Annotated in this window: 16 protein-coding genes and 2 pseudogenes; 6 read left to right on the forward strand and 12 right to left on the reverse strand. The window is 68.7% G+C overall.

Annotated features, from left to right (window positions below):
* Positions 1–105: 105 nt before the first annotated feature.
* The 7 genes from M6G65_RS23050 to serB all read right to left on the reverse strand — a co-directional run bounded on the left by M6G65_RS23050 (position 106) and on the right by serB (position 14458).
* Entirely contained in the window at positions 106–1203 is a 1098-nt protein-coding gene (locus tag M6G65_RS23050) for a cell wall hydrolase (protein WP_238197719.1), read from the reverse strand.
* Positions 1204–1589: 386 nt separating this feature from the next.
* On the reverse strand, positions 1590–5801 hold the full coding sequence (gene rpoC / locus M6G65_RS23055; protein ID WP_250102929.1) for a DNA-directed RNA polymerase subunit beta': 4212 nt from the start codon (positions 5799–5801) through the stop codon (positions 1590–1592).
* A 178-nt stretch (positions 5802–5979) separates the two neighbouring features.
* Positions 5980–10104 carry a DNA-directed RNA polymerase subunit beta gene (rpoB, locus tag M6G65_RS23060; protein WP_250102930.1) on the reverse strand — a complete coding sequence of 1375 codons (4125 nt, stop codon included), beginning with the start codon at positions 10102–10104 and terminating at the stop codon, positions 5980–5982.
* Positions 10105–10350: 246 nt separating this feature from the next.
* A complete protein-coding gene (gene rplL, locus M6G65_RS23065; protein ID WP_192710161.1) occupies positions 10351–10728 on the reverse strand; it encodes a 50S ribosomal protein L7/L12 in 378 nt (125 codons plus the stop codon).
* Positions 10729–10777: 49 nt separating this feature from the next.
* The gene (rplJ, locus tag M6G65_RS23070) at positions 10778–11296 is read right to left on the reverse strand and encodes a 50S ribosomal protein L10 (protein ID WP_192710162.1); all 519 of its coding nucleotides are present in this window, start codon (positions 11294–11296) and stop codon (positions 10778–10780) included.
* Between the two features lie 525 nt (positions 11297–11821).
* A complete protein-coding gene (locus tag M6G65_RS23075; RefSeq protein WP_250102931.1) occupies positions 11822–13465 on the reverse strand; it encodes a B12-binding domain-containing radical SAM protein in 1644 nt (547 codons plus the stop codon).
* A gap of 99 nt (positions 13466–13564) precedes the next feature.
* Positions 13565–14458: a phosphoserine phosphatase SerB gene (serB, locus tag M6G65_RS23080; protein WP_250102932.1), complete on the reverse strand. Its 894-nt coding sequence runs from the start codon at positions 14456–14458 to the stop codon at positions 13565–13567.
* 54 nt (positions 14459–14512) lie between these two features.
* Between serB and miaA the strand changes: the two genes are divergently transcribed.
* A complete protein-coding gene (gene miaA, locus M6G65_RS23085; RefSeq protein WP_250104278.1) occupies positions 14513–15397 on the forward strand; it encodes a tRNA (adenosine(37)-N6)-dimethylallyltransferase MiaA in 885 nt (294 codons plus the stop codon).
* 283 nt (positions 15398–15680) lie between these two features.
* Here the strand turns inward: miaA and M6G65_RS23090 are convergent, their stop codons facing one another.
* Genes M6G65_RS23090 through M6G65_RS23100 form a run of 3 tightly spaced genes read right to left on the reverse strand, consistent with a single transcriptional unit; the run spans position 15681 to position 18259 of the window.
* Complete coding sequence (locus tag M6G65_RS23090) at positions 15681–16550, reverse strand: NAD(P)-dependent oxidoreductase (protein ID WP_250102933.1); 870 nt, start codon at positions 16548–16550, stop codon at positions 15681–15683.
* A 31-nt stretch (positions 16551–16581) separates the two neighbouring features.
* Positions 16582–18072, reverse strand: coding sequence for a monocarboxylate uptake permease MctP (gene mctP, locus M6G65_RS23095; protein ID WP_192710167.1), 1491 nt, complete (start codon positions 18070–18072; stop codon positions 16582–16584).
* Positions 18062–18259, reverse strand: coding sequence for a DUF3311 domain-containing protein (locus M6G65_RS23100; protein WP_160536759.1), 198 nt, complete (start codon positions 18257–18259; stop codon positions 18062–18064). The genes mctP and M6G65_RS23100 overlap by 11 nt, the downstream gene beginning before the upstream one ends.
* Positions 18260–18472: 213 nt before the next feature.
* Between M6G65_RS23100 and M6G65_RS23105 the strand changes: the two are divergent.
* The 5 genes and pseudogenes from M6G65_RS23105 to M6G65_RS23125 form a co-directional block, all read left to right on the forward strand.
* A pseudogene (locus M6G65_RS23105) lies at positions 18473–20518 on the forward strand (carbon starvation CstA family protein); the annotation flags it as partial.
* Between the two features lie 22 nt (positions 20519–20540).
* Positions 20541–20762, forward strand: coding sequence for a YbdD/YjiX family protein (locus M6G65_RS23110; RefSeq protein WP_238197653.1), 222 nt, complete (start codon positions 20541–20543; stop codon positions 20760–20762).
* A 224-nt stretch (positions 20763–20986) separates the two neighbouring features.
* On the forward strand, positions 20987–21196 hold the full coding sequence (locus tag M6G65_RS23115; protein WP_238197655.1) for a DUF3606 domain-containing protein: 210 nt from the start codon (positions 20987–20989) through the stop codon (positions 21194–21196).
* An 84-nt stretch (positions 21197–21280) separates the two neighbouring features.
* Positions 21281–21715 (forward strand): tellurite resistance TerB family protein, encoded by a 435-nt coding sequence (locus tag M6G65_RS23120; RefSeq protein WP_192710171.1) that lies wholly within the window; start codon positions 21281–21283, stop codon positions 21713–21715.
* 79 nt (positions 21716–21794) lie between these two features.
* Positions 21795–23366 (forward strand): alkaline phosphatase D family protein, encoded by a 1572-nt coding sequence (locus tag M6G65_RS23125; RefSeq protein ID WP_250102934.1) that lies wholly within the window; start codon positions 21795–21797, stop codon positions 23364–23366.
* A gap of 164 nt (positions 23367–23530) precedes the next feature.
* Here the strand turns inward: M6G65_RS23125 and M6G65_RS23130 are convergent, their stop codons facing one another.
* Together M6G65_RS23130 and M6G65_RS23135 are read right to left on the reverse strand one after the other, a co-directional pair.
* Positions 23531–23962: a CBS domain-containing protein gene (locus M6G65_RS23130; RefSeq protein WP_238197659.1), complete on the reverse strand. Its 432-nt coding sequence runs from the start codon at positions 23960–23962 to the stop codon at positions 23531–23533.
* 131 nt (positions 23963–24093) lie between these two features.
* Positions 24094–24863, reverse strand: a pseudogene (locus M6G65_RS23135) (rhomboid family intramembrane serine protease).
* Between the last annotated feature and the right edge of the window lie 5 nt (positions 24864–24868).

Here is a 24868-nt window from a genome sequence, read left to right on the forward strand (position 1 = left end):
GTAAAATTAACCCTCGGTTTCGACTGCTTAGACGTCGCCTACTTAGGTAGGATTCTCTCTTTTAACGACAGTCTTTCTTGTGAAATCCGGACCAGGGCCGGCTCCTCAAGTCTGCCCGGCCCGAAGCTGGTAGAAGATGTGACGGCCGATCACGTCCATCTTGCGCAGGCGGCGCGCCCAGCCGGGCCGCACGTAGTCGGCGTGGTAGTGGGTCGCGGCGCCCACCTCGGCGAGGTAGGTCCGGCCCTCGATCACCGAGCGGGCGATGCGGGTGGCCGATTCCCAGGCGCCGGCATCGGTGATGCGCAGGGACTTGCCCTCGCAGGCGAAGGAGAACTGGCAGCCCATGTAGTGGTGCCGGTTCTGGTAGACGACGCCGCAGACGCTCGCCGGGTAGAGCCCGCTCTTCACCCGGTTCAGTACCACCTGGGCGACGGCGGCCTGCCCCGCCTCCGGCTCGCTCCGGGCCTCGAAATACACGGCCTCCGACAGGCAGCGCTGCTCCTTGTCGAGGGAATCCGGGTCGATCAGGTCGGCGTAGCGGCGCCGCGCGTCCTCCGGGACCGGCTGGGCGCTGTCGGGACGCTCGGTGCGGATCGCGAAATCGGGCAGGGCGAGGCTCGCCGCGGCGACCTCGACGGGGATCGCGTCCGCCGGCGCCGGCGTGGTCGACGACAGGGCGACCGCGCGGGGCACCGGTGGGGTCGAGCCGTCGAAGCGCTCGGGACCGCCGTCCTCGGTCAGGTCGGCCGAGCCCTCGCCCGTGGAGGCGGCGCTGCCGGCGCCCGTGGTCAGGCCGAGATCCGGCACCGGGATGAAGGTGGCTTCCGGCTCGGATTCCGGGTCCCAGATTGCGGAGCCCTGGGTGAGCACGCCGCTGACGCTGCCGGTGACGTCGCCGAACACCAGGGCGGCGCCCGTCTCGCGCAGGGCGGCGGCCCGACGGATGAAGCTCTCGGCGGGTGGCCGGGCCGGATTGCCCTTGGTCCCCCGCTGCACCACCGGGAAGACATGCGCGCCGGTCTTGAACACGGCCTGGGGCGGCTCGTCGGAGAGGCGCCGCAGGGCGGAGCCGATCAGGACGGTGCCTGGCGGCAGCGGCGGGACGGTGCCGGCATCGATCACGCCGAGCCGGCTCGACCCGATGGCGTTCTCCGTGCCGGCATCGGCTGTGAACGACACCAGGAGGCCGAGGCCGACCATCCAGGGCGTCATCGCCGCCGAGAGCCAGCGCAGGCTCGATTCCCGTCGTCCCCGTCTCGTGCCCACGACGCCAGACCCGCACTCACGCACCCGAACCGGCCCGATCCTCCCCGTTTCCAGGGTGTTTCTGGGGCCGCCCAGGATTTATCGCGCGGTATGGTTGCGGGTCGGTTAAGCCGTTGACGTGCGCATTGTCCCGCATTGTGCGGGAACTCTGCCGGGTCCCGCCGTCGTCATCCCGGAGCCGCCGACGCATCGAGATCCTGCGCCGACAGCGGCTCTGGGTTCCGGGCTCGCCTCCGGCGCCCCGGAAAGACGGCGCGTTCCCGCAAAAGAAAAGGGCGGCCCGAAGGCCGCCCTCTCCCGTCTCAGTCCGACCTGCCGCCTTACTCGGCGGCGGCGGGCGGAAGCTCCTCGACCGGCATCGCACCGCTCTCGGTCTGCTTCTGCTGCAGGATCATCGCGTCGCGGCGGCGGGCGATGGAGCGGATATCCGCCACCATCGAGCCTGTGCCCGCCGGGATCAGCGAGCCGACGATCACGTTCTCCTTCAGGCCTTCCAGGGTGTCGACCTTGCCGTTGACCGCCGCCTCGGTGAGGACGCGGGTGGTCTCCTGGAACGAGGCCGCCGAGATGAACGACTTGGTCTGCAGCGACGCCTTGGTGATGCCGAGCAGGACGGGGACGCCCTGGATCGGCTTCTTGCCCTCGGCAAGCAGCTTCTCGTTGTAGTCGGTCAGCTCCGTGCGATCGATCTGGTCACCCGAGAGGATGTCCGAGTCGCCGCCGTCGGTCACTTCGACCTTCTGCAGCATCTGACGGACGATCACCTCGATGTGCTTGTCGTTGATCGACACGCCCTGCAGCCGGTAGACCTCCTGGATCTCGTTGACGAGGTAGGCCGCGAGCTCCTCCACGCCCTTGATCGCCAGGATGTCGTGCGGCGCCGGGTTTCCGTCGGCGATGTAATCGCCGAGCTCGACCACGTCGCCGTCCTGCAGGTGGATGTGCTTGCCCTTCGGGATCAGGTACTCGACCGCCTCCGAGCCGTCATGCGGCGTCAGCGTGAGCCGACGCTTGTTCTTGTAGTCGCGGCCGAACGCGATGGTGCCCGACTTCTCGGCGATGATCGCCGCGTCCTTCGGGCGCCGGGCCTCGAACAGCTCCGCCACCCGCGGCAGACCGCCGGTGATGTCGCGGGTCTTGGCCGAGTCGGTCGAGACGCGGGCGAGGATGTCGCCGGCCTTGACCGTCGCGCCCGGGTCGAAGCCGATGATGGCGTCGACCGGCAGGAAGTAGCGGGCGTCCGAGCCGCGCGGCAGCTTGAGCGCCTTGCCGTCCCGGTCGACCACGACCATCGCGGGCTTCAGGTCCGAGGTCCGGGCCGAGCCGCGCCAGTCGGCGACGACGCGCTTGGCGATGCCGGTCGACTCGTCGGTGGTCTCGGTCATGGACTGGCCGTCGACCAGATCCTCGTAGGCCACGATGCCGTCCACCTCGGTGAGGATCGGACGGGTGTAGGGATCCCACTCGGCGATCCGCTGCCCGCGCTTGATCTTGTCACCCTCGTCGACCCGGAGCTTGGCGCCGTACTGCAGGCGGTGGACCGCCCGCTCGACCCCGTCCGACCCGACGATGACGACCGCCACGTTGCGGCCGGTGGCGATCAGATCCCCGTCCGTGTTCTTGGCCACGGCGCGGTTGCGGATCTTGATCGTGCCCTCGAAGCTCGACTCGATGAAGGACGAGTCGGCGATCTGGGCCGCACCACCGATGTGGAAGGTGCGCATCGTGAGCTGCGTGCCCGGCTCGCCGATCGACTGCGCCGCGATGACGCCGACGGCCTCACCCATGTTGACGGGCGTGCCGCGGGCGAGGTCGCGCCCGTAGCAGGTAGCGCAGACGCCGCTCTTGGTGGCGCAGACCAGCACCGAGCGGATCTTCACCTCCTGGATGCCGGCGGCGTTGATCGCCGGCAGGTGCCGCTCCTCGATGGTCTCGCCGGTCTTGACGATCACCGTGCCGTCCGCGGCCACCAGATCCTCGGCCGTGGCGCGGCCCAGGATACGGGTGGCGAGCGTCGCCACGACACGGCCGGCATCCACGATGGCGCGCATCTTGATGCCGTTGGTCGTGCCGCAATCCGTCTCGCGGATGACGGCGTCCTGCGCCACGTCGGCGAGGCGGCGGGTCAGGTAGCCGGAATTGGCGGTCTTCAGGGCGGTGTCGGCCAGGCCCTTACGGGCACCGTGCGTGGAGTTGAAGTACTCCAGAACGTCCAGGCCTTCCTTGAAGTTCGAGATGATCGGGGTTTCGATGATCTCGCCCGACGGCTTGGCCATGAGGCCGCGCATCGCCGCGAGCTGCTTCATCTGGGCAGGCGAGCCACGGGCACCCGAGTGGCTCATCATGTAGATCGAGTTGACCTGCTTGTCCGCACCGTGCTCGTCCTTCTGGACGGCCGAGATGCGGCCCATCATCTCGGCGGCCAGCTTGTCCGAGCACTTGGCCCAGGCATCGACCACCTTGTTGTACTTCTCGCCCTGCGTGATCAGGCCGTCGTTGTACTGCTGCTCGTAATCCTTCACGAGCGCGCGGGTCGTGTCGGCGATCGACCACTTGTTCTCCGGCACGACCATGTCGTCCTTGCCGAAGGAGATGCCGGCCTTGAACGCGTGGGTGAAGCCCAGCGCCATGATCCGGTCGCAGAAGATCACCGACTCCTTCTGACCGCAATGGCGGTAGACGGTGTCGATCATCGCCGAGATCTCCTTCTTGGTCATCAGCTTGTTGACGACGTCGAAGGGCACCTTGGCGTGCTTCGGCAGGGCGCCGGACAGGATGACCCGGCCGGGCGTGGTCTCGTAGGTCTTGGTCAGCGGCTCGCCGTCCGGTCCGATGCCGGTCCAGCGCCACTTGATCTTCGAGTGTAGCGACACGGCCTTGGCGGCCAGGGCGTGCTCCAGCTCGCCCATGTCGCCGTAGACGCCCTGCATCGGGTTCTTGGTGTTGCCCGGCTTGAACTCGCCCGGAGCGCCCTCGGCCACGATCGACAGGTAGTAGAGGCCGAGAACGATATCCTGCGACGGCACGATGATCGGCTGACCGTTGGCCGGGTGCAGGATGTTGTTGGTCGACATCATGAGGACGCGCGCTTCCAGCTGCGCCTCAAGCGACAGCGGGACGTGCACGGCCATCTGGTCGCCGTCGAAGTCGGCGTTGAACGCGGCGCAGACCAGCGGGTGCAGCTGGATCGCCTTGCCCTCGATCAGCTTCGGCTCGAAGGCCTGGATGCCGAGGCGGTGCAGAGTCGGCGCGCGGTTCAGCATCACCGGGTGCTCGCGGATCACCTCATCGAGGATGTCCCAAACCTCCGGCTTCTCCTTCTCCACGAGCTTCTTGGCCTGCTTGACGGTGGCCGAGAACCCCTTGGCGTCGAGGCGCGCGTAGATGAACGGCTTGAACAGCTCCAGCGCCATCTTCTTGGGCAGGCCGCACTGGTGCAGCTTCAGCTCCGGACCCACCACGATGACCGAGCGGCCCGAGTAGTCGACGCGCTTGCCGAGCAGGTTCTGGCGGAACCGGCCCTGCTTGCCCTTCAGCATGTCGGCGAGCGACTTCAGCGGGCGCTTGTTGGCACCCGTGATGACGCGGCCGCGGCGGCCGTTGTCGAACAGGGCGTCGACGGCCTCCTGCAGCATCCGCTTCTCGTTGCGGATGATGATGTCGGGCGCGCGCAGCTCGATCAGCCGCTTCAGGCGGTTGTTGCGGTTGATGACGCGGCGGTAAAGGTCGTTCAGGTCGGAGGTCGCGAAGCGGCCGCCGTCCAGCGGGACCAGCGGGCGCAGGTCCGGCGGGATCACCGGCACGACCGTGAGGATCATCCATTCCGGCTTGTTGCCGGACATCTGGAAGGCCTCGATGATCTTGAGCCGCTTCAGGAGCTTCTTGGGCTTCAGCTCCGAGGTGGTGACCGCAATCTCCTCGCGCAGATCGTTGGCGATCTTGTCGAGGTCGAGCTCCTGCAGGATGCGCCGGATGGCCTCGGCGCCGATCATGGCGGTGAACGAGTCCTCGCCGTACTCCTCCTGCGCGCGCAGGTACTCCTCCTCCGACAGGAGCTGACGCTCCTTCAGGGGGGTGAGACCCGGCTCGATGACGCAGTACGACTCGAAGTACAGGATCCGCTCAAGGTCCTTGAGCGCCATGTCGAGCAGCAGGCCGATGCGGCTCGGCAGCGACTTCAGGAACCAGATGTGGGCGACAGGGGCGGCCAGCTCGATATGGCCCATGCGGTCGCGCCGGACGCGCGCGAGGGTGACCTCGACGCCGCACTTCTCGCAGATGACGCCCTTGTACTTCATGCGCTTGTACTTGCCGCACAAGCACTCATAGTCCTTGATCGGCCCGAAGATACGCGCGCAGAACAGGCCGTCGCGCTCGGGCTTGAAGGTCCGGTAGTTGATGGTCTCGGGCTTCTTGATCTCGCCGTACGACCAAGAGAGGATCTTCTCCGGGGATGAAATCGAGATCTTGATCTGGTCGAAGCTGACCGGCGTGGCCTGCTGGTTGAAAAGGTTCATGACCTCTTGGTTCATGATCCGCTCCTTGTTGACGCCGGCAGCCCCGCGCCGGGCCACCGCGTCCTGAAAAAGATCCGGCGCCGCACCCCGCACGGGCGCTGCTCACCGTCGTCGAACCCTGGAAGGCCCCTCCCCTTCCCGCTCGACCGTGGCGGCGGCACTCCGCCGCCACGGGAGGTGTGGTTCTCTTGGCTTACTCGGCCGCGTCCGCCGGCGGCTCCAGCTGGTCGTTGGCCGCCTTTTTGGAGGAGGTGAGCTCGACGTTGAGGCCGAGCGAGCGCATCTCCTTGACGAGCACGTTGAACGACTCGGGGATGCCGGCCTCGAACGTGTCGTCGCCGCGGACGATCGCCTCGTAGACCTTGGTGCGGCCGGCCACGTCGTCCGACTTCACCGTGAGCATCTCCTGCAGCGTGTAGGCCGCGCCGTAGGCCTCCAGCGCCCAGACCTCCATCTCGCCGAAGCGCTGTCCGCCGAACTGCGCCTTGCCGCCCAGCGGCTGCTGGGTGACGAGCGAGTACGGGCCGATCGAGCGCGCGTGGATCTTGTCGTCCACGAGGTGGTGGAGCTTCAGCATGTAGATGTAGCCCATGGTGACCTTGCGGTCGAAGGGCTCGCCGGTGCGCCCGTCGTAGAGCGTCGACTGCGCCGAGCGGTCCAGCCCGGCCATCTCCAGCATCTGCTCGATGTCGGCCTCCTTGGCGCCATTGAACACCGGGGTGGCCATCGGCACGCCGCGGCGGACGTTGTTGCCGGCCTCGGCCAGCTCCTCGTCCGTCAGGCCGTCGAGCTCGCCCGGGGAGTAGATCGCCTTCATCTCCTCCCGCAGCGGCGCGATGTCCTGCGTCTTCAGATAGGCATCCACCGCCTTCGACACCTTGCGACCCAGGCCCGCAGCCGCCCAGCCGAGGTGCGTCTCCAGGATCTGGCCGACGTTCATGCGCGAGGGCACGCCCAGCGGGTTGAGCACGATGTCGGCATGCGTCCCGTCCTCCAGGAACGGCATGTCCTCGATCGGCACGATCCGCGACACGACACCCTTGTTGCCGTGACGGCCAGCCATCTTGTCGCCCGGCTGGATCTTGCGCTTCACCGCCACGAAGACCTTGACCATCTTCATGACGCCGGGCGGCAGCTCGTCGCCGCGCTGCAGCTTCTCGACCTTATCGAGGAAGCGCTGCTCGAGGCGCTTCTTCGACTCGTCGTACTGCTTCTGCATCGCCTCCATCTCGGTCATGAGACGGTCGCCGATGACGGCGAACTGCCACCATTGCGAGCGCGGGTAGTCGTTGATCAGCTCGCGGGTGAGCGTGGTGTCCTTCTTGAAGCCCTTCGGGCCGGCCACCGGCGCCTGACCGATCAGCACGTCCGCCAGACGGGCGTAGGTGTTGCGATCGAGGATCGCCTGCTCGTCGTCGCGGTCCTTGGCGAGCCGCTCGATCTCCTCGCGCTCGATCGCCTGGGCGCGCTCGTCCTTGTCGACGCCGTGGCGGTTGAACACCCGGACCTCGGCGATCGTGCCGGTGACGCCCGGCGGCACCCGCAGGGAGGTGTCGCGCACGTCCGAGGCCTTCTCGCCGAAGATGGCGCGGAGCAGCTTCTCCTCCGGCGTCATCGGGCTCTCGCCCTTCGGGGTGATCTTGCCGACGAGGATGTCACCCGCGTTCACCTCGGCACCGATGTAGACGATGCCGGCCTCGTCGAGGTTCTTGAGCGCCTCCTCGGAGACGTTCGGGATGTCGCGGGTGATCTCCTCCGGCCCGAGCTTGGTGTCGCGGGCCATCACCTCGAACTCCTCGATGTGGATCGAGGTGAACACGTCATCCTTCACGATCCGCTCGGAGAGCAGGATCGAGTCCTCGAAGTTGTAGCCGTTCCACGGCATGAACGCGACGAGCACGTTCCGGCCGAGCGCCAGCTCGCCGAACTCGGTCGAGGGACCGTCGGCGATGATCTCGCCCTTCTTCACGAACTCGCCGACGCGGACCAGCGGCTTCTGCGTGATGCAGGTCGACTGGTTGGAGCGCTGGAACTTCTGCAGCCGGTAGATGTCGACGCCGGGCTTGTTGGCGTCGGCCTCCTCGGTGGCGCGGATGACGATACGGGTGGCGTCCACCTGGTCGATGATGCCGGCCCGGCGGGCCGCGATGGCGGCGCCGGAATCGCGGGCGACCACCGCCTCCATGCCGGTGCCCACGAACGGGGCGTCGGCGCGGACCAGCGGCACCGCCTGGCGCTGCATGTTCGAGCCCATGAGCGCGCGGTTGGCGTCGTCGTTCTCGAGGAACGGGATCAGCGCCGCGGCGACCGAGACGAGCTGCTTCGGCGACACGTCCATGAGGTCGACGCGCTCAGGACCCACGACGATCACCTCGCCGGCCCGGCGGCAGACCACGAGGTCCTCCGTGAGCTTGCGGTTCTCGTCCATCTGGGCGTTCGCCTGGGCGACGTAGTACTTCGCCTCCTCCATGGCGGAGAGGTAGGCGACCTCGTCGGTGACCACGCCGTCGCGGACGCGGCGGAACGGGGTCTCGATGAAGCCGTACTTGTTCACCCGCGCGAAGGTGGCGAGCGAGTTGATCAGGCCGATGTTCGGGCCTTCCGGCGTCTCGATCGGGCAGATGCGGCCGTAATGCGTCGGGTGCACGTCGCGCACCTCGAAGCCGGCGCGCTCGCGGGTCAGACCGCCCGGGCCAAGCGCCGAGAGGCGGCGCTTGTGCGTCACCTCGGACAGCGGGTTGGTCTGGTCCATGAACTGCGACAGCTGCGACGAGCCGAAGAACTCGCGCACGGCCGCGGCCGCCGGCTTCGCGTTGATCAGATCCTGCGGCATGACCGTGTCGATATCGACTTGGCTCATGCGCTCGCGGATGGCGCGCTCCATGCGCAGGAGGCCCAGGCGGTACTGGTTCTCCATGAGCTCGCCCACCGAGCGGACGCGGCGGTTGCCGAGGTGGTCGATGTCGTCGACCTCACCCTTGCCGTCGCGCAGCTCGACCAGCGCCTTGACCACCGCCAGCATGTCCTCCTTGCGGAGCGTGCGCACGGTGTCGGCGGCGTCGAGATCGAGACGCATGTTCATCTTCACGCGGCCGACCGCCGAGAGGTCGTAGCGCTCGGAATCGAAGAACAGCGAGTGGAACATCGCCTCGGCGGTGTCGAGGGTCGGCGGCTCGCCCGGGCGCATGACCCGGTAGATATCGAACAGCGCGCCCTCGCGGCCGGAATTCTTGTCCACCGCCAGCGTGTTGCGGATGTAGGGACCGACGTTGACGTGGTCGATGTCGAGCACCGGCAGCTCGGTGGTGCCCACCTCTTCGAGGCTCTTCAGGAGCTTCTCGGTGATCTCCTCGCCGGCCTCGGCCCAGATCTCGCCGGTCTGGGTGTTGACCAGATCCTCGGCGATGTACTGGCCGATGAGATCCTCGTCGGTCGCCTTGAGGAACTTGGTGCCCTTCTCGGTGATCTGGCGGGCGTTGCGGGCGTTGAGCTTCTTGCCGGCCTCGAGCACGACCTCGCCGGAATCGGCGTCGATCAGGTCGACGGTCGCCTTCATGCCCTTCATGCGCTCGGCATCGAACGGCACGCGCCACTCGGCGCCGTCCCGGTCGTAGACGACCTTGTTGTAGAAGGTCGACAGGATCTCCTCGCCGTCCAGGCCCAGGGCGTAGAGCAGCGACGTCGCCGGCAGCTTGCGCTTCCGGTCGATGCGGACATGCACGATGTCCTTGGCGTCGAACTCGACGTCGAGCCAGGAGCCCCGGTACGGGATGATGCGGGCGGCGAACAGGAGCTTGCCCGACGAGTGGGTCTTGCCCTTGTCGTGGTCAAAGAACACGCCCGGCGAGCGGTGCATCTGCGAGACGATGACGCGCTCGGTGCCGTTGACGATGAAGGTGCCGTTCTCCGTCATCAGGGGCATGTCGCCCATGTAGACGTCCTGCTCCTTGATGTCCTTGACCGACTTGGCCTGGGTGTCGGGATCGACATCGAACACGATGAGGCGCAGCGTGACCTTCAGCGGGGCCGCGAAGGTGATGCCTCGCTGGCGGCACTCGTCTACGTCGTACTTGGGCGCCTCGAAGGTGTAGCGCACGAACTCGAGCAGCGCCGTGGCGGCGAAGTCGGAGATCGGGAACACCGACTTGAACACGCTCTGCAGCCCCTCGTCGGCGCGCCCGCCCTCGGGCTCGTCGACCATCAGGAACTGGTCGTAGGACGCCTTCTGAACCTCGATGAGGTTCGGCATCTCGGCAACTTCCTTGATCTTGCCGAAGAACTTCCGAATGCGCTTGCGACCGACCAGCGTGTTGGCCATGTGACCTCGCTCCTACCCGCGTACCTCTCGCCCGGGGAAGCGTTCCCGAAAGGGACCTCCCGCACCGGGCCGTGACGCGCGCCCCGCCGGGCCGCGCCACCGAACCTGAATCTCTCGCCGGCCCCTCGCGGGACCATCCGCCGAAGCGGCCTAAAGCCCGCGGGCGCAACACCCGCGGGCTCCGGTCACGACAGGCCCGAGACGGACCTCCGTGGGGTGATGGGCCGGAACCGGCCCATCGTCGACTTACTTGAGCTCGATCTTGGCGCCGGCCTTCTCGAGCTGGGCCTTGAGCTTCTCGGCCTCGTCCTTGGCGACGCCTTCCTTGACCGGCTTCGGCGCGCCCTCGACCAGGTCCTTGGCCTCCTTGAGGCCGAGGCCGGTGATCGCGCGGACCTCCTTGATGACCTCGATCTTCTTGTCGCCGGCGGACGCCAGGACGACCGTGAACTCGGTCTGCTCCTCGACGGCAGCAGCGCCACCACCGGCAGCCGGGCCGGCAGCCACGGCGACGGCGGCAGCGGCCGAGACGCCCCACTTCTCTTCGAGCATCTTGGCGAGGTCGGCAGCCTCGAGAACGGTCAGCGAGGACAGGTCGTCGACGAGCTTGGCAAGATCAGCCATTTTGAATTCCTCTCAGATATCGGTTCGAACAGGTGATTTTTGAAGGGCCTCAGGCGGCCTCGTCCTTCTTGGCATAAGCCCCGAACACGCGGGCGAGCTTGGCCGCCGGCGCATTGACGACCTGGGCGATCTTGGTCGCGGGCGCCTGCACGAGGCCCACGATCTTTGCGCGCAGTTCGTCGAGGGACGGGAGCGAGGCGAGGGCCTTCACGCCGTCCGGGTTCAGGGCCGTTGTCCCCATCGCGCCGCCGAGGATCACGAGCTTGTCGTTAGCCTTGGCGAAATCGACCGCGACCTTCGCGGCAGCGACCGGATCGCCCGAATAGGCGAGCAGGGTCGGGCCCTTCAGGAGCGGCTTGATGGAGGCGACGTCCGTGCCATCGAGTGCGATGCCGGCGAGGCTGTTCTTGGCGACCTTCACGGTGGCGCCGGCCTGCTTCATCTGCGAACGCAGCTTCTGCATGTCGGCGACCGTGAGGCCCTTGTAGTGGGCCACGACGACGACGGCGCTCTGATTGAACACGCCGTTGAGCGTCGAGACGAGATCAGCTTTAGCTGTCCGGTCCACTGGGCTCTCTCCGGTTGGCGGAACCCGGGTTCGGGTCCGCCGGTTGCACATGCCGCCCGGACGTGATCTCGGCCGAAAGACCGGGAACGTCCGAACGACGCTTCGCGGCCCTGTCCCCGCGCGTGCCCTTCCGGGCCGCCTCGGGCGAGTGGGTTCAAACCGATACCTCCCCGCGGCCGGGAGCCGAGGCGAGGCGTTTCGAATTCGGTCTTCCCCGTCTGTGCAGGCTGGCGGATTAAGCCGGCGAACCGGCACCTGCAGTCTCGGACAGGACATGGCCGGACAAGGCTCCGCGGGGCTCGTCGCCCCTTGGATCCTTCCGGCCAGTGCCACCCGGTTGCCCGGGCGACATTTCAAGCGGAAACCGGCCGATTGGCCGTTCTCCTTCCGTGAGGATGAAATGCGTGAGGCGCGGTGTATAGAGCCTAGCAAGCCACCTGCCAAGGGCCGAAGCGCGACTTTTCCGCCGCAGGCAAGGGGTTGCGTGGGAGCCTTGCCGCGATTGCATCGCTTGGCGGGTGTCGATTACGCCGCCTCGCGCTCCGGCACCAGCTTGCGCCGGGCCGCCTCCCACCAACTCCGGTCACGGGCCTCCTTCGCCTCCGCGGCCTTGGCGGCGTAGAACGAGGCGTTGTGCTCGCCGCGCAGGGCCTCGCGGGTGAAGCGGATCAGGTGGTGGGCGACGAAGCCCATGTTGAACACTGCCTCGATCTGCCCACGCTTCAGCGCGTAGCCGGCCGCGCTCCAGAACGGCTTGCGGTAGTCGGAGAAGATCCCGACCCGGGTGATGATGTTGAAGCCGAGGATCAGGCCGCGGCGCAGGTTGGTGAAGGTCAGCTTGCCGGCGGTCGGCGTCGTGATCCGGTTCGGGTAGGTCACCGCGCACTGGTGCTTGAACCGCTCGAAGATCTTCTCCGGCTCGTAGGCATGGGCGATCGCCCGGCGCCAGCTGCTGACCACCGAATCGTGCGGCCGCTTGAACAGCACGTTCGATTCGAGGCTGGCGTCGTGCAGGAGCCGACCCTCGCGCTCCAGCCGGTCCCAGAGCGGGGTCTTGGGCAGCGCCTGGAGCAGGTTGATGGTCAGGACCGGGATCGCCGAGCGGTCGATGAAGTCGATCAGGTTCTGCTCGGATTTGTCGGTGTCGGAATCGAGCCCCAGGATGATGCCCGAGGTCACCTCGAGCCCGTAGGAGTTCAGCGTCTCGATCGCCTCGTACATCGGCACGGCGGCGTTGTGGGTCTTGTCGATGCCCTTGAGGGCCTCGGCCTCCGGTGTCTCGATGCCGACGAACACCGTCATGAAGTTGGCCTGCCGCATCAGCTCGAGGATCTCGGGCTGCTTGGCCATGTTCAGCGTCGCCTCGCAGGCGAACTGGAGCGGGTAATTGTTCTTCTTCTGCCATTCCACGAGGTGCGGCAGCATCTCGCGGGTCGCCTTGCGGTTGCCGATGAAATTATCGTCGGCGAAGTAGACCACCGCCGGATGGCCGGGCTGGCTGATGATGGCGTCGAGCTCGGCGCACATCTGCTCCGGGCTCTTCAGCCGCGGCTGGCGCCCGTAGAGCTGCGGGATGTCGCAGAACTCGCAGCGATACGGGCAGCCCGAGGAGAATTGCAGCGAGCCGATCAGGTAGCGCTTGAGCGGCGCCGCCTCGTAGGCCGGGGCCGGGAAGTCCGAGAGCGCGAGCCGGTCCTTCGTCTCCAGCACCACCTGAGCAGGCGGCGGCGTCAGGTCGGCGTCGAGGCGCGTGACGAGCTGGTCGGTGGCGTCGCCGATCTCGCCGATATGGAGGTAGTCGAAGTCGCCGTACTTCTCCGGGGCACCCGAAACCGAGGGGCCGCCCAGCACCGTGACCTTGCCGGCCGCGTGGGCGCGGTCGCGGATATCGTGGATCTGCGGCTCCTGGATGTGCATCCCGGACACGAACACCGCGTCGGCCCAGGCGAAGTCGGCCGGGCCGGCGCGGCGGATATTCTCATCGATGAACCGGCATTCCCAGGCCTCGGGCATGTAGGCCGCGATCAGCAGCAGCCCTTGCGGCGGCATGAACGCCTTCACCCCGCCCATCAGCGGGTAGGCGTGGGAGAATGTCCCGAAGGACGGCGTGTAGGCGGGAAAGACGCACAGGATGCGTCGCTTGGAGGTGACCGTCAGGGTGCATCGCATGGCGGACTATCTAGCACAGCCGTGCGCGTTGGCGCCCCCCTCGCGGTTAAGAATGGCGTGAGGCGAGCGCGCGGGATCCCGAGGATCCCCGCCGAGTGCTCACCCAACGAACTCCGCGGCCGCGTAGCCCTGCAGGTACAGGAGCGCGCTCAGATCCCCGTACTCGACCCGGACCCGCGCGGCGGCGGCGACCGCGGGCTTCGCGCGGAACGCCACGCCGAGGCCGGCCTCGGTCAGCATGTCGAGATCGTTGGCCCCGTCGCCCACCGCGAGCGTCGCCGTAGGGGCGAGGCCCAGCGTTTCGCGCAGTCCGATCAGCGCCGCGCGCTTCTCGGCACGGCCGACGACCGGATCCTCCACCCTGCCGGTGAGCCGGCCCTCGGCGACGCCCAGCACGTTGGACCGGTGCTCGTGAAAGCCGATCATCGCGGAGATCGGGCCGGTGAACAGGGTGAAGCCGCCCGAGACGAGGCAGGTGTGGACGCCGTGCGCGCGCATCGTCTGCACCAGGGTATGGCCGCCCGGCGTCAGGGTCAGCCGCTCGGCGATCAGGCCGTCCACCGCGCTGACCGGGATGTCCTTCAGGAGGGCCACGCGCTCGCGCAAAGCCGGCTCGAAGGCGATCTCGCCGCGCATCGCCCGCTCGGTGATCGCCGCGACGTGGTCCTTGAGGCCGAGCGTCCCGGCGAGCTCGTCGATGCATTCCTGCTCGATCATGGTCGAGTCCATGTCGGCTAGGAACAGGCGCTTGCGCCGATGCGCGTCGGCGGGGAGCACGGCGAGGTCGATCGGCTCGCCGGCGAGCGCATTCCGTAGCCGCTCCGTCAGGGACGCGGCGGCGCCGGGCTCGCCCGGCACCAGCAGCTCGGCCGCGACCTCCCCGTGCAGGATCCGCGGCTGGTGCTCCGTCCGCAGCACGGCGCGGGTCTCGGCCAGCACCGCGTCGGTGATGGACGGCCGATCCGGGTTTGCTATCAGGACCGCGACCAGCATCGTGGAGTTTCGCCTTGCCGCCAGACCGGGGGAGGCCGGGGGCGCCCGGCGGCCATTCTCATCGCAGGGCCCACCGCCTCGGGCAAGTCGGCGCTCGCCGCCCGGCTGGCGCGACAGCGGGGCGGCACGGTGATCAACACCGATTCGATGCAGGTCTACGCGGATCTGCACCGCCTCACTGCCCGGCCCGGCCCGGATGAGGAGGCGTGTGTGCCCCATCGGCTCTACGGCCATGTCGACGGCGCCGTGAACTACTCCGTGGGGCATTTTTCACGGGATGCGGCGGCGCTGCTGGCGACGCTCGACGGGCGGCTGCCGGTCTTCGTCGGCGGCACCGGCCTGTATTTCCGGGCGCTGGAGCAGGGATTCTCGGAGCTGCCGCCGGTGCCCGACCTCGTGCGCGCGCGGGTGCGGGAAGAGGCCGAGGGCCGCCCGACCGAAGCGCTGCACGCCGACCTCACCCGGCTCGACCCCGAAGGCGCCGCCCGCCTGCGCCCGAGCGACCGGATGCGGGTGATGCGCGCCCTGGAGATCTTCCGCGCCACCGGCCGCCCGATCGCGAGCTTCTACGGCAACCCGGTGCCGGGGCCGCTGACCGGCTGGGATCTCGAGAAGATCTTCCTGGCTCCCGACCGGTCGGTCCTGCGCGCCCGCATCGATGCCCGGTTCCGGGCCATGATCGCGGAGGGCGCGCTGGACGAGGTCGCCCGCCTGCGCGCACGACGCCTCGACCCGATGCTGCCGGTGATGCGCGCCCACGGCGTGCCGGGCCTGATCGCCCATCTCGACGGGGCGTTCAGCCTCGGCGAGGCCATCGCGCGGGGGCAGGCGGATACGCGCGCCTACGCCAAGCGCCAGTTCACGTGGTTCCGCCACCAGATGGGCGAGGGCTGGCGCTGGATGGATCCGGAGGCTGCTGCGAGCGCCGATCCGTCGTGACGGGATTGCGCCCGGGGCCTACCGAGACGGACTAGGACGATCGTCACCCCTCCGGCGTGTCCATCTCAAAACGTCATTCCGGGGCGCCGCAGGCGAGCCCGGAATCCAGACGCGGCGTCGGTGCAGGTCCTGATCCCGCCGGCGGGTCTGGATCCCGGGCTCCGCTCCGCGGCCCCGGGATGACGGCCGGTGATCTCTCCGTCTTCGGAGGAGACCTCCGAGGCGCCAGCCCGGCGGCCGCACCACCGCGCTCGGCCTTAAGCCGCGCTCAGTGCGGGAAGTCTCAGCGCTCCAGCCGCGCCACCAGGCTCGACGTGTCCCAGCGGTTGCCGCCCATGGCCTGTACCTCGGCGTAGAACTGGTCCACGAGGGCCGAGACCGGCAGCTTGGCGCCGTTGCGGCGGGCCTCGTCCAGCAGGATCCCGAGATCCTTGCGCATCCAGTCGACCGCGAAGCCGAAGTCGAACTTGCCCTGGTTCATGGTCTTGCCGCGGTTCTCCATCTGCCAGGAGCCGGCGGCCCCCTTGGAGATCACGTCGAGCACCGCCTCGACGTCGAGGCCGGCGCGCTTGGCGAAGTGGACGCCCTCGGACAGGCCCTGGACCAGGCCCGCGATGCAGATCTGGTTGACCATCTTGGTGAGCTGGCCGGATCCCACCGGTCCCATCAGCCGGCACGCCCGGGCGAAGGCCCCGATCGCGCCCTCGACCTTGGCGTAGGTCGCCGCGTCGCCGCCGCACATCACGGTGAGCACGCCGTTCTCGGCGCCGGCCTGGCCGCCCGAGACCGGGGCGTCGATGAAGCCGAGGCCCTTCGCCTCGGCCGCACCGGCGAGCTCCCGGGCGACCTCGGCCGAGGCCGTGGTGTGATCGGCGAAGATCGCGCCGGGCTTCATGCCGGCGAGCGCCCCGTCCTCACCCAGCACGACGCTGCGCAGGTCGTCGTCGTTGCCGACGCAGGCGAACACGATCTCGGCGCCCTCGACGGCCTGCCGGGGTGTGGGCGCGAAGGCGCCGCCATAGGTCTTCACCCAGGCTTCGGCCTTCGGGGTGGTGCGGTTGTAGACGGTGACGTCGTGGCCACCCTTCTTGGCGAGGTGGCCGGCCATCGGGCCGCCCATCACGCCGAGACCCAGGAATGCGACCTTCGCCATAGTGCTCTCCTCAATCAGGGTTCCGGGGGGCTCAGCGGCCCGCCGCGACGGCAGGGTTCCGGCCGCCGAGGCTCAGCGCCGCGTTCACCACCACCGCCACGACGATGTTCACGGCGAGCGCCAGCAGCCCGGTGTAGAGCGTGAACTTCGCGTCGCCGAGCGTCAGGGTGTGCAGGGGCTTCAGCCCGTCCGACCACGCGATGGCGCTGCCGGCCACGAAGCCGACCGCCCAGCCGGCCAGGAGGGCCGGGGCGCGGAACCACGACACGTAGAGGCCGAAGACCAGCGCCGGCAGGGTCTGCAGGATCCACAGGCCGCCCAGCAACTGCAGGTCGAGGGCGAACTGCGTCGGCAGGACCAGGATCGCCACCAGCGCGCCGATCTTGACCAGCATCGAGGTGATCTTGGCGACCTGCGCCTCGCCGGACGGGGTGACGTTCGGGTTGACGTAGGCCTTCCAGACGTTGCGCGAGAACAGATTGGCCGCGCCGATCGACATCACCGCCGCCGGCACCAGCGCGCCGATGGCGATCGCCGCGAAGGCGAAGCCCGCGAACCAGCCCGGGAACAGCGTCTTGAACAGGGCCGGCACGACGTCGTTGTTGCTCGTCACCTTCAGGCCGGCGGCGTGGCCCATGTAGCCGAGCATGGCCAGCAGGCCGAGGAGCAGCGTGTAGGCCGGCAGCAGCACGGCGTTCTTGCGGATCGTGTTGCCGCCCGACGAGGCGAAGATGCCGGTGAGCGTGTGCGGGTACATGAAGGCCGCGAGCGCCGAGCCGAGCGCGAGCGACGCGTAGGGCAGGATCTGCGCCGGGCTGAGCAGGATGCCGCCCGAGCCCTTGGCCTTGAAGGCGGCGTCGGCCGCGTCGAACACCGCGCCGTAGCCGCCGAGCTTCGAGGGCACGATCGCCACCGCCACCAGCACCACGACGTAGATCATGATGTCCTTGACGAAGGCGATCAGCGCCGGCGCCCGCAGGCCCGACGAGTAGGTGTAGAAGGCCAGCACCAGGAAGGCGACGATCAGCGGGATCTCGCCGTGCAGCCCCAACGCCTTGATCGCCACCTCCATGCCGATCAGCTGGAGCGCGATGTAGGGCATGGTGGCGATCACGCCGGTCAGCGCGACCGCGAGTTCCAGCGTCCGCGAGCCGTAGGTGCCGTACACGACGTCGCCCGCCGTGACGTAGCCCTTGTCCTTGGCGGCCTGCCACAGGACCGGCATCACCGCGAACACGAACGGATAGACGATGATCGTGTAGGGCAAGGCGAAGAAGCCGTAGGCGCCCACGGCGTAGACCAGGGCCGGCACCGCGATGACCGTGTAGGCGGTGTAGAAGTCGCCGCCGATCAGGAACCACGTGATCCAGGTGCCGAACTTGCGGCCGCCCAGGCCCCACTCGTCGAGATGGGCCAGCGTCTCGGGCCGGCGCCAGCGCGCGGCCACGAAGCCCATCACGGTCACGAGCAGGAAGAAGAAGACGAAGACCGACAGCGCCGGGATGTCGAGATCAGCGGTCATCGCGCACGGCCCGGTAGACGACGTAGAGGATCAGCGAGGTCAGCGGCACCCAGGCCAGCTGGTACCAGTAGAAGAACGGGAAGCCGAACAGCATCGGATCGTGCTGGTTGTAGAACGGCACCCACAAGAGCCCCAGGAAGGGCAGCAGCAGGAGCCACATCAGCGGCGAGCGGCGTCGGGTTTCCATGATCCGGCCCGGTGAGGAGAGCAGGTCCGTGACGAGGGGCCGCCGTTACAGGCGGCGGTCATCGTGCGGTCCGGAGCGCTGCATCACAGCTCGGATCGCTTGCGTCAACGGGAGACCGATAGGATAAACCGACCCTGTCGCACGGGATCCTAGAATTCCGGCCGGAGGCCAGAACGGCCGCCCGAGCCCGAGGCGACGCGCAGGGAGTGGGACATGGGTTCGGCGATCGGCAGGCATGGGCCCTGGGCCCTCGTGGGGGCGCTCGGCGCCGCGGCGCTGGCGATCGTGGCGAGCCAGCGCGGCGAGACCATCAACGCCCTCTGGATCGTGGTCGCCTCGGTCTGCACCTACCTCATCGCCTACCGGTACTACGCCAAGTTCATCGCCGACAAGGTGATGCGCCTCGACCCGAAGCGCGTGACGCCGGCCGTGCGCCACAATGACGGGCTCGATTACGTGCCCACCAACCGCGGCGTCCTGTTCGGCCACCATTTCGCGGCGATCGCGGGCGCGGGTCCGCTGGTCGGCCCGGTGCTCGCCGCCCAGATGGGCTACCTGCCCGGCATGCTCTGGATCCTGGCCGGCGTCGTGCTCGCCGGCGCCGTGCAGGACTTCATGGTCCTGTTCGTGTCAATGCGCCGGGACGGGCGCTCGCTCGGCGAGCTGATCCGGGCCGAGCTCGGCACCATACCGGGCATCATCGCCCTGTTCGGCACCTTCCTGATCATGGTGATCCTGCTCGCCGTGCTGGCGCTGATCGTCGTCAAGGCACTGGCCGAGAGCCCCTGGGGCACCTTCACGGTGATGTCGGCGATCCCGATCGCCATGCTGATGGGCGTCTATTCGCGCTACATCCGGCCGGGCAAGATCGGCGAGGTCTCGATCCTCGGCTTCGTCCTGCTGATGCTGGCGATCGTGGCCGGCGGCTCGGTGGCGTCGAGCCCGGTCTGGGGCCCGGCCTTCACCTTCACGGGCCCGCAGCTCTGCTGGATGCTGATCGGCTACGGCTTCGTGGCGTCGATCCTGCCGGTCTGGCTGCTGCTGGCGCCGCGCGACTACCTGTCGACCTTCCTCAAGATCGGAACCATCGTGGGCCTCGCCCTCGGCATCGCCTTCGTGGCGCCGCACATGCAGATGCCGGCGGTCACCAAGTTCGTGGACGGCACCGGACCGGTCTGGGCGGGCAGCCTGTTCCCGTTCCTGTTCATCACCATCGCGTGCGGCGCAGTCTCGGGCTTCCACGCCCTGATCTCGTCGGGCACCACCCCGAAGCTGATCGCCAGCGAGTCCGACGCCCGCTTCATCGGCTACGGCGGCATGCTGATGGAATCCTTCGTTGCGATCATGGCGCTGGTCTCGGCCTGCGTGATCGACCCGGGCGTCTACTTCACGATGAACTCGCCGGCCGCCCTGGTCGGCACGACGCCCGAGACGGCGGCCGCGGCCGTGACCAAGCTCGGCTTCGCCACGACGCCCGAAATCATCACCCAAACCGCCGCCGACGTCGGCGAGCACACGATCATCTCGCGGGCCGGCGGCGCGCCGACGCTCGCGGTCGGCATGGCCCACATCATCTCGTCGGCCATCGGCGGCAAGGCGATGATGGCCTTCTGGTACCATTTCGCGATCCTGTTCGAGGCCCTGTTCATCCTCACGGCCGTGGATGCGGGCACCCGCGCCTGCCGGTTCATGGTGCAGGATCTCGTCGCGCTGGCGGTGCCGTCGTTCAAGAACACCACGTCGTGGGGGCCGAGCATCGCGGCGACCGCCATCTCGGTGGGCGCCTGGGGCTACTTCCTCTACCAGGGCGTGACCGACCCGCTGGGCGGCATCAACACCCTGTGGCCGCTCTTCGGCATCTCGAACCAGATGCTGGCCGCGGTGGCGCTGACGCTCTGCACGGTGGTAATCTTCAAGATGAAGCGCGAGCGCTACGCGTTCGTGACCATCATCCCGACCGCGTGGCTGTGCATCTGCACCCTCACGGCCGGCTGGCAGAAGATCTTCTCGGCCGACCCGAAGATCGGCTTCCTGGCCCATGCCGAGCGCTACGCAGCCGCCGCCGCGGAGGGCAAGGTTCTGGCCCCGGCCAAGAACGCCGATCAGATGAGCCAGATCATCCTCAACGACCGGATCGACGCGGTGCTGGCGGCCCTGTTCATCGGCCTCGTCGTCGCCATCGCGGGCTTCGGCATCGCCGCCTGCGTGAAGGCGTGGCGCGCGGATCGCTGGACCGCCCTGGAGACCGAGCCCCGCCTGCCGCGGCGGAGTAGGACGCGCCATGCTGCAACAGCCCAACCTGCGGGACCGGCTCCGGACGCTGTCCAAATGCGTGTGCGACGGCGCCCGGCTGATGGTGGGACAGGGGGATTACGCGGCCTATGCCGACCATATCCGCCGCACCCATCCCGACCGGTCGCCGATGACCGAGGTGGAGTTCTTCCGCAACCGGGAGAACGCCCGCTTCGGGGTCGGCAACACGTCCGGGTTCCGCTGCTGCTGACAATCGGACCAGTGGGCCGGTTCGTCTTCGCGAGCGGAGCGAAGCCATCCAGTTGCGCCACGCCGACAGAGGTCGCGCGGCCCTGGATGGCTTCGCTCCGCTCGCAAGGACGGTGGCGTGTCTTCGCCGCAGACCGAGCCCCGCCGCTGTGCGGAGCCGATCCGGCCCGACCGGCGTTTGTCACCCCGGAGGGCCGTCCGGTCCTCACCGGATGCGGAAGGCCGATGACCGACGACAGCGCGCAGGACCGGACCGAGCCGACGGAGCCCAGGGCCGTCAACACCGCCCATGCCTGGGAGCGGGCCTACTGGGCGCGCCGGTTCATGGTGCCGGTGGAGCAGGTCGAGGCCGCCGTGGCGGAGGTCGGCGACGAGCCGGCCCGCGTGGCCGCCCATCTGGGGCGGGATTGGCCGGGCCATGAACCGGCGACCTGAATCCGGCATCCCCGGGGCAAGCTCGGCCGGATCTTGACTCGGCGGCCACAATATCCGCCACTTCCGATCCGACGGGAGGTCGGCATGAGCATTTTCCAGGACGCCATCCTTCGGTTCGGCCGCACGATCATGTCGTATGCGGGCGATGCGGTCTTCCTGCAGGCCTCGGTCTCGTCCGCGGCCAACGTCATCGTGGCCGACGGCGACGTGGCCGAGGAGGAGATCGAGTCGGCGATCGCCGGCATCCGCGCCAACCCGATCCTCGAGAAATCCTACGACACCCTTCGGGTCGAGCAGGAGCTCTACGAGGCGATCGCCCGGGCCAAGACCCGGGCCGGGCGCCTGGAGAACCTGCGCCTCGTCGGCGCCATCGCGGAGCGGCCGATCGAGCAGCGGCAGGACGTGTTCCTGATCGGCGCCGACGTGGCCGATTTCGGCGGTATCAGCGCGGTCGAGCACAAGGCGCTCGACGAGATCGCGGCGGCGCTGCAGGTGGACAAGGCCGCGCTGCTGCGCTGACCGGCAGCGCAGGTCGAGGAATGTCATCCCGCTGTCGTGGCCGCCTGCGATGGGCGCCCGGCCAGCTGGAGCGCTTCCAATGTCCGCGAGTCGTCGTCAGATCCTGCTCTCCGGAGGCGCGGGCCTCGTCGGGCTCGCCTCCGGCCTCGCACGCCCCGGCCTGAGCCGCGCGGCCGACCGGCCGCTCCTGACCCACGGTCTCCAGTCGGGCGATGTCGGCATCGACTCGGCGGCGGTCTGGGCGCGGTCCGACCGGCCCGCCCGGGCTGTCATCGAGTGGGCGACCACCGAGAGCTTCTCCGACATCCGCGGCGGCGTGTTCGCCGACGCGCTCCCCGAGACCGACGGCACCGTGAAGGTGGCGCTGACCGGACTGCCGGCGGGCCAGGACGTGTTCTACCGGGTCCGCCTTCAGGACATCGCCGCGCCGACGATCGTGGGCCCGGCACAGGTCGGGCGGTTCCGCACCGCGCCGGCGGACCGGCGCTCCGTGTCGTTCTGCTGGTCGGGCGACACGGCCGGCCAGGGCTGGGGCATCGGCGAGGCCCGGGGCGGCATGACGATCTACTCCGCCATCCTGAAGAACCGGCCGGACTTCTTCATCCATTCCGGCGACACGATCTACGCGGACGGGCCGATCGCCTCCGAGGTGACGCTCCCCGACGGCAGCCTCTGGCGCAACCGGGTGACCGAGGCGGTCTCCAAGCCCGCCGAGACGCTCGCGGAGTTCCGCGGCCGGCACAAGTACAATCTCACCGACCGGAACGTGCTGGCGATGAACGCCGCCGTGCCGATCCTGGCGCAGTGGGACGACCACGAGGTCACCAACAACTGGTGGCCGGGCGAGCCCCTCACCCGGGCCGAGCACCTGAAGAAGAAATACGCCGACCCGAACGTGCTGGCGCTGCAGCTGCGCGCGGCACGCGCGTTCCACGAGTACATGCCGATGCGCTTCGAGCCGTCCGAGCCCGGCCGCGTCTACCGCAAGATCGCCTACGGGCCGCTGGTTGACGTGTTCATGCTCGACATGCGCTCCTACCGGGGCCCGAACGGCGAGAACCGGCAGACGGAATACGGGCCCGACGCCTACTTCCTCGGGCCGCAACAGCTCGCGTGGCTGAAGCGGGCGCTGCTCGAGTCGCGCGCCACCTGGAAGGTGATCGCCGCCGACATGCCGCTCGGCCTCGTGGTGACCTACGACACCGACCGCAACTTCGGCTCGGAGGCGGTGGCGCAGGGCGACGGGCCGCCGCTCGGACGCGAGCTGGAGATCGCCGACCTCCTACGCTTCATCAAGAGCGCCGGCATCCGCAACACGGTCTGGCTGACCGCCGACGTGCACTACACGGCGGCCCACTACTACGACCCCAACAGGGCGCAGTTTCAGGATTTCGACCCGTTCTGGGAATTCGTCTCCGGGCCGCTGCACGCCGGGACCTTTGGGCCGAACGCCCTCGACAACACGTTCGGGCCGCAGCTGCGCTTCGTGAAGGCGCCCGAGAAGGGGCAGGTGAACCTGTCCCCGGCGGCCGGATACCAGTTCTTCGGCCATGTGGCGGTCGACGGCGCCACCGAGCAGATGACCGTGACCCTCAAGGACGCGGCCGACACCGACCTCTGGCACGTCACGCTCGATCCCGCGAAGGCGTGAGGCGGGCGTACGCGCCCGTCATCCCGGGGCCGCGCAGCGGAGCCCGGGATCCAGGCACGCCGCGGTGCCCGTGTCGGCGCTGACGGTGTTCATGGTTCCGGGCTCGCCGCACGGCGCCCCGGAATGACGATTCCCGCACAGGCGGACCGGCGAGAGCCCCGCCCCTACGCCATCGTGATGTAGTCGCGCAGGGCCTGATGTTCGGCCTCGACGGTGGCGATCTTGCGCGCGACCACGTCGCCGATCGAGACGAGCCCGATCAGGCGGCCGTCCTCGCAGACCGGCACGTGGCGGAAGCGGCCGTCCGTCATCAGCGCCATGACCTCCTCGATCGTCGCGCTCTTGGTGCAGGTCGTGACCGCAGCCGTCATGTGGGACGAGACCGGCGCATCGAAGGCCGAGCCGCCGTGCTGGGCGAGCGCCCGCATGATGTCGCGCTCGGAGATGATGCCCGCCACCGACCCGTCGGCCTGGGCGACCACCAGGGCGCCGATCCGCTTGTCGGCGAGGATCTGAATCACGTCCTCGAGGGTCTTGTCGGGGCTCACGGTGACGACGGAGCTGCCCTTCTCGGCGAGGATGCGTGCGACATTCATGACTCTCTCCCTTGTGACGCGTCGGGTGCGCCGTCAGCCCACGGCGCCCGCGTTGCGCTGTCGTCCGGGTAGGCCCCGGCTCTTTCACATTGTGGCGAGTGTGTGACTGATCCAGCCGGTTGGCAAGGTGGTCAGTGCCGGCCGGGCTCCCGCGGATCGGCGAGGGGGAAGAGAAGGAAGCCCGCGACAAAGCCGCCCAGATGCGCGTCCCAGGCGATGGCCGCGCTCTCGCCGACGAGCGGCACGCTGACCAGTCCGAAGAGCAGGTTGGTCAGAAGCCAGATCACCAGAAACGAGACCGCCGTCCGGTTGCGCAGAAGCTCGGGGATTGTCTCGGCGGGCCGGTGCGGCGGCACCTGCCAGGACGGGCCGCCGTAGCCGGAGACCGGCGGCTGGAACACGAAGCGGGCGGCCGCGGCCATCAGCGCCGAGATCCCCGCCGAGGCGCCGACCAGCGGCCCCGCGCTCAGGGGATCGATCAGCACGTGGAGCAGGCCGCCGGCCGCCGTGCCGGCCAGCGCGAGCCCCCCCAGCGCAGGGCGCCGCAGCGCCGCGCCACCGGCGAGCCGAAGGCCGCGAGCCAGACGCTGTTGAAGATCACGTGCATCCACGAGCCGTGCAGCAGCGCGTAGGTGACCAGCGTCCAGGGCTGGAACGCGTGCTCGCCCACGATGAAGCGGGCGAAGGCCTCGCGCGCGGCCTCCAGGCTGGGGTCGCCGGTCTCGGCGGCGGCGCGGATCACTTCGGACGCGCGTCCGGGATCGAACCACAGGGTCCAGCGGGCCGGCACCAGCGCGAGGTCGAGGACGAGGCGGATGTCCCAGGTGTCCGGCAGCAGGAACTCGCGCACCGCCTGGATCGCCAGCAGCAGCCCGATCGAGAGTGTCACCACCCCCGGCATGTTGA

It is taken from the genome of Methylobacterium tardum, assembly GCF_023546765.1.
GTDB lineage: Bacteria > Pseudomonadota > Alphaproteobacteria > Rhizobiales > Beijerinckiaceae > Methylobacterium > Methylobacterium tardum.

What these genes read in the sequence shown, in the direction of transcription:
- rpoB (WP_250102930.1), bottom strand. Translation starts at nt 10,104, where the DNA reads ATGGCCAACACGCTGGTCGGTCGCAAGCGCATTCGGAAGTTCTTCGGC.
- M6G65_RS23120 (WP_192710171.1), top strand. Translation starts at nt 21,281, where the DNA reads ATGAGCATTTTCCAGGACGCCATCCTTCGGTTCGGCCGCACGATCATG.
- M6G65_RS23130 (WP_238197659.1), bottom strand. Translation starts at nt 23,962, where the DNA reads ATGAATGTCGCACGCATCCTCGCCGAGAAGGGCAGCTCCGTCGTCACC.
- M6G65_RS23075 (WP_250102931.1), bottom strand. Translation starts at nt 13,465, where the DNA reads ATGCGATGCACCCTGACGGTCACCTCCAAGCGACGCATCCTGTGCGTC.
- M6G65_RS23050 (WP_238197719.1), bottom strand. Translation starts at nt 1,203, where the DNA reads ATGGTCGGCCTCGGCCTCCTGGTGTCGTTCACAGCCGATGCCGGCACG.
- serB (WP_250102932.1), bottom strand. Translation starts at nt 14,458, where the DNA reads ATGCTGGTCGCGGTCCTGATAGCAAACCCGGATCGGCCGTCCATCACC.
- M6G65_RS23110 (WP_238197653.1), top strand. Translation starts at nt 20,541, where the DNA reads ATGCTGCAACAGCCCAACCTGCGGGACCGGCTCCGGACGCTGTCCAAA.
- M6G65_RS23090 (WP_250102933.1), bottom strand. Translation starts at nt 16,550, where the DNA reads ATGGCGAAGGTCGCATTCCTGGGTCTCGGCGTGATGGGCGGCCCGATG.
- mctP (WP_192710167.1), bottom strand. Translation starts at nt 18,072, where the DNA reads ATGACCGCTGATCTCGACATCCCGGCGCTGTCGGTCTTCGTCTTCTTC.
- M6G65_RS23115 (WP_238197655.1), top strand. Translation starts at nt 20,987, where the DNA reads ATGACCGACGACAGCGCGCAGGACCGGACCGAGCCGACGGAGCCCAGG.
- rplL (WP_192710161.1), bottom strand. Translation starts at nt 10,728, where the DNA reads ATGGCTGATCTTGCCAAGCTCGTCGACGACCTGTCCTCGCTGACCGTT.
- M6G65_RS23100 (WP_160536759.1), bottom strand. Translation starts at nt 18,259, where the DNA reads ATGGAAACCCGACGCCGCTCGCCGCTGATGTGGCTCCTGCTGCTGCCC.
- rpoC (WP_250102929.1), bottom strand. Translation starts at nt 5,801, where the DNA reads ATGAACCAAGAGGTCATGAACCTTTTCAACCAGCAGGCCACGCCGGTC.
- M6G65_RS23125 (WP_250102934.1), top strand. Translation starts at nt 21,795, where the DNA reads ATGTCCGCGAGTCGTCGTCAGATCCTGCTCTCCGGAGGCGCGGGCCTC.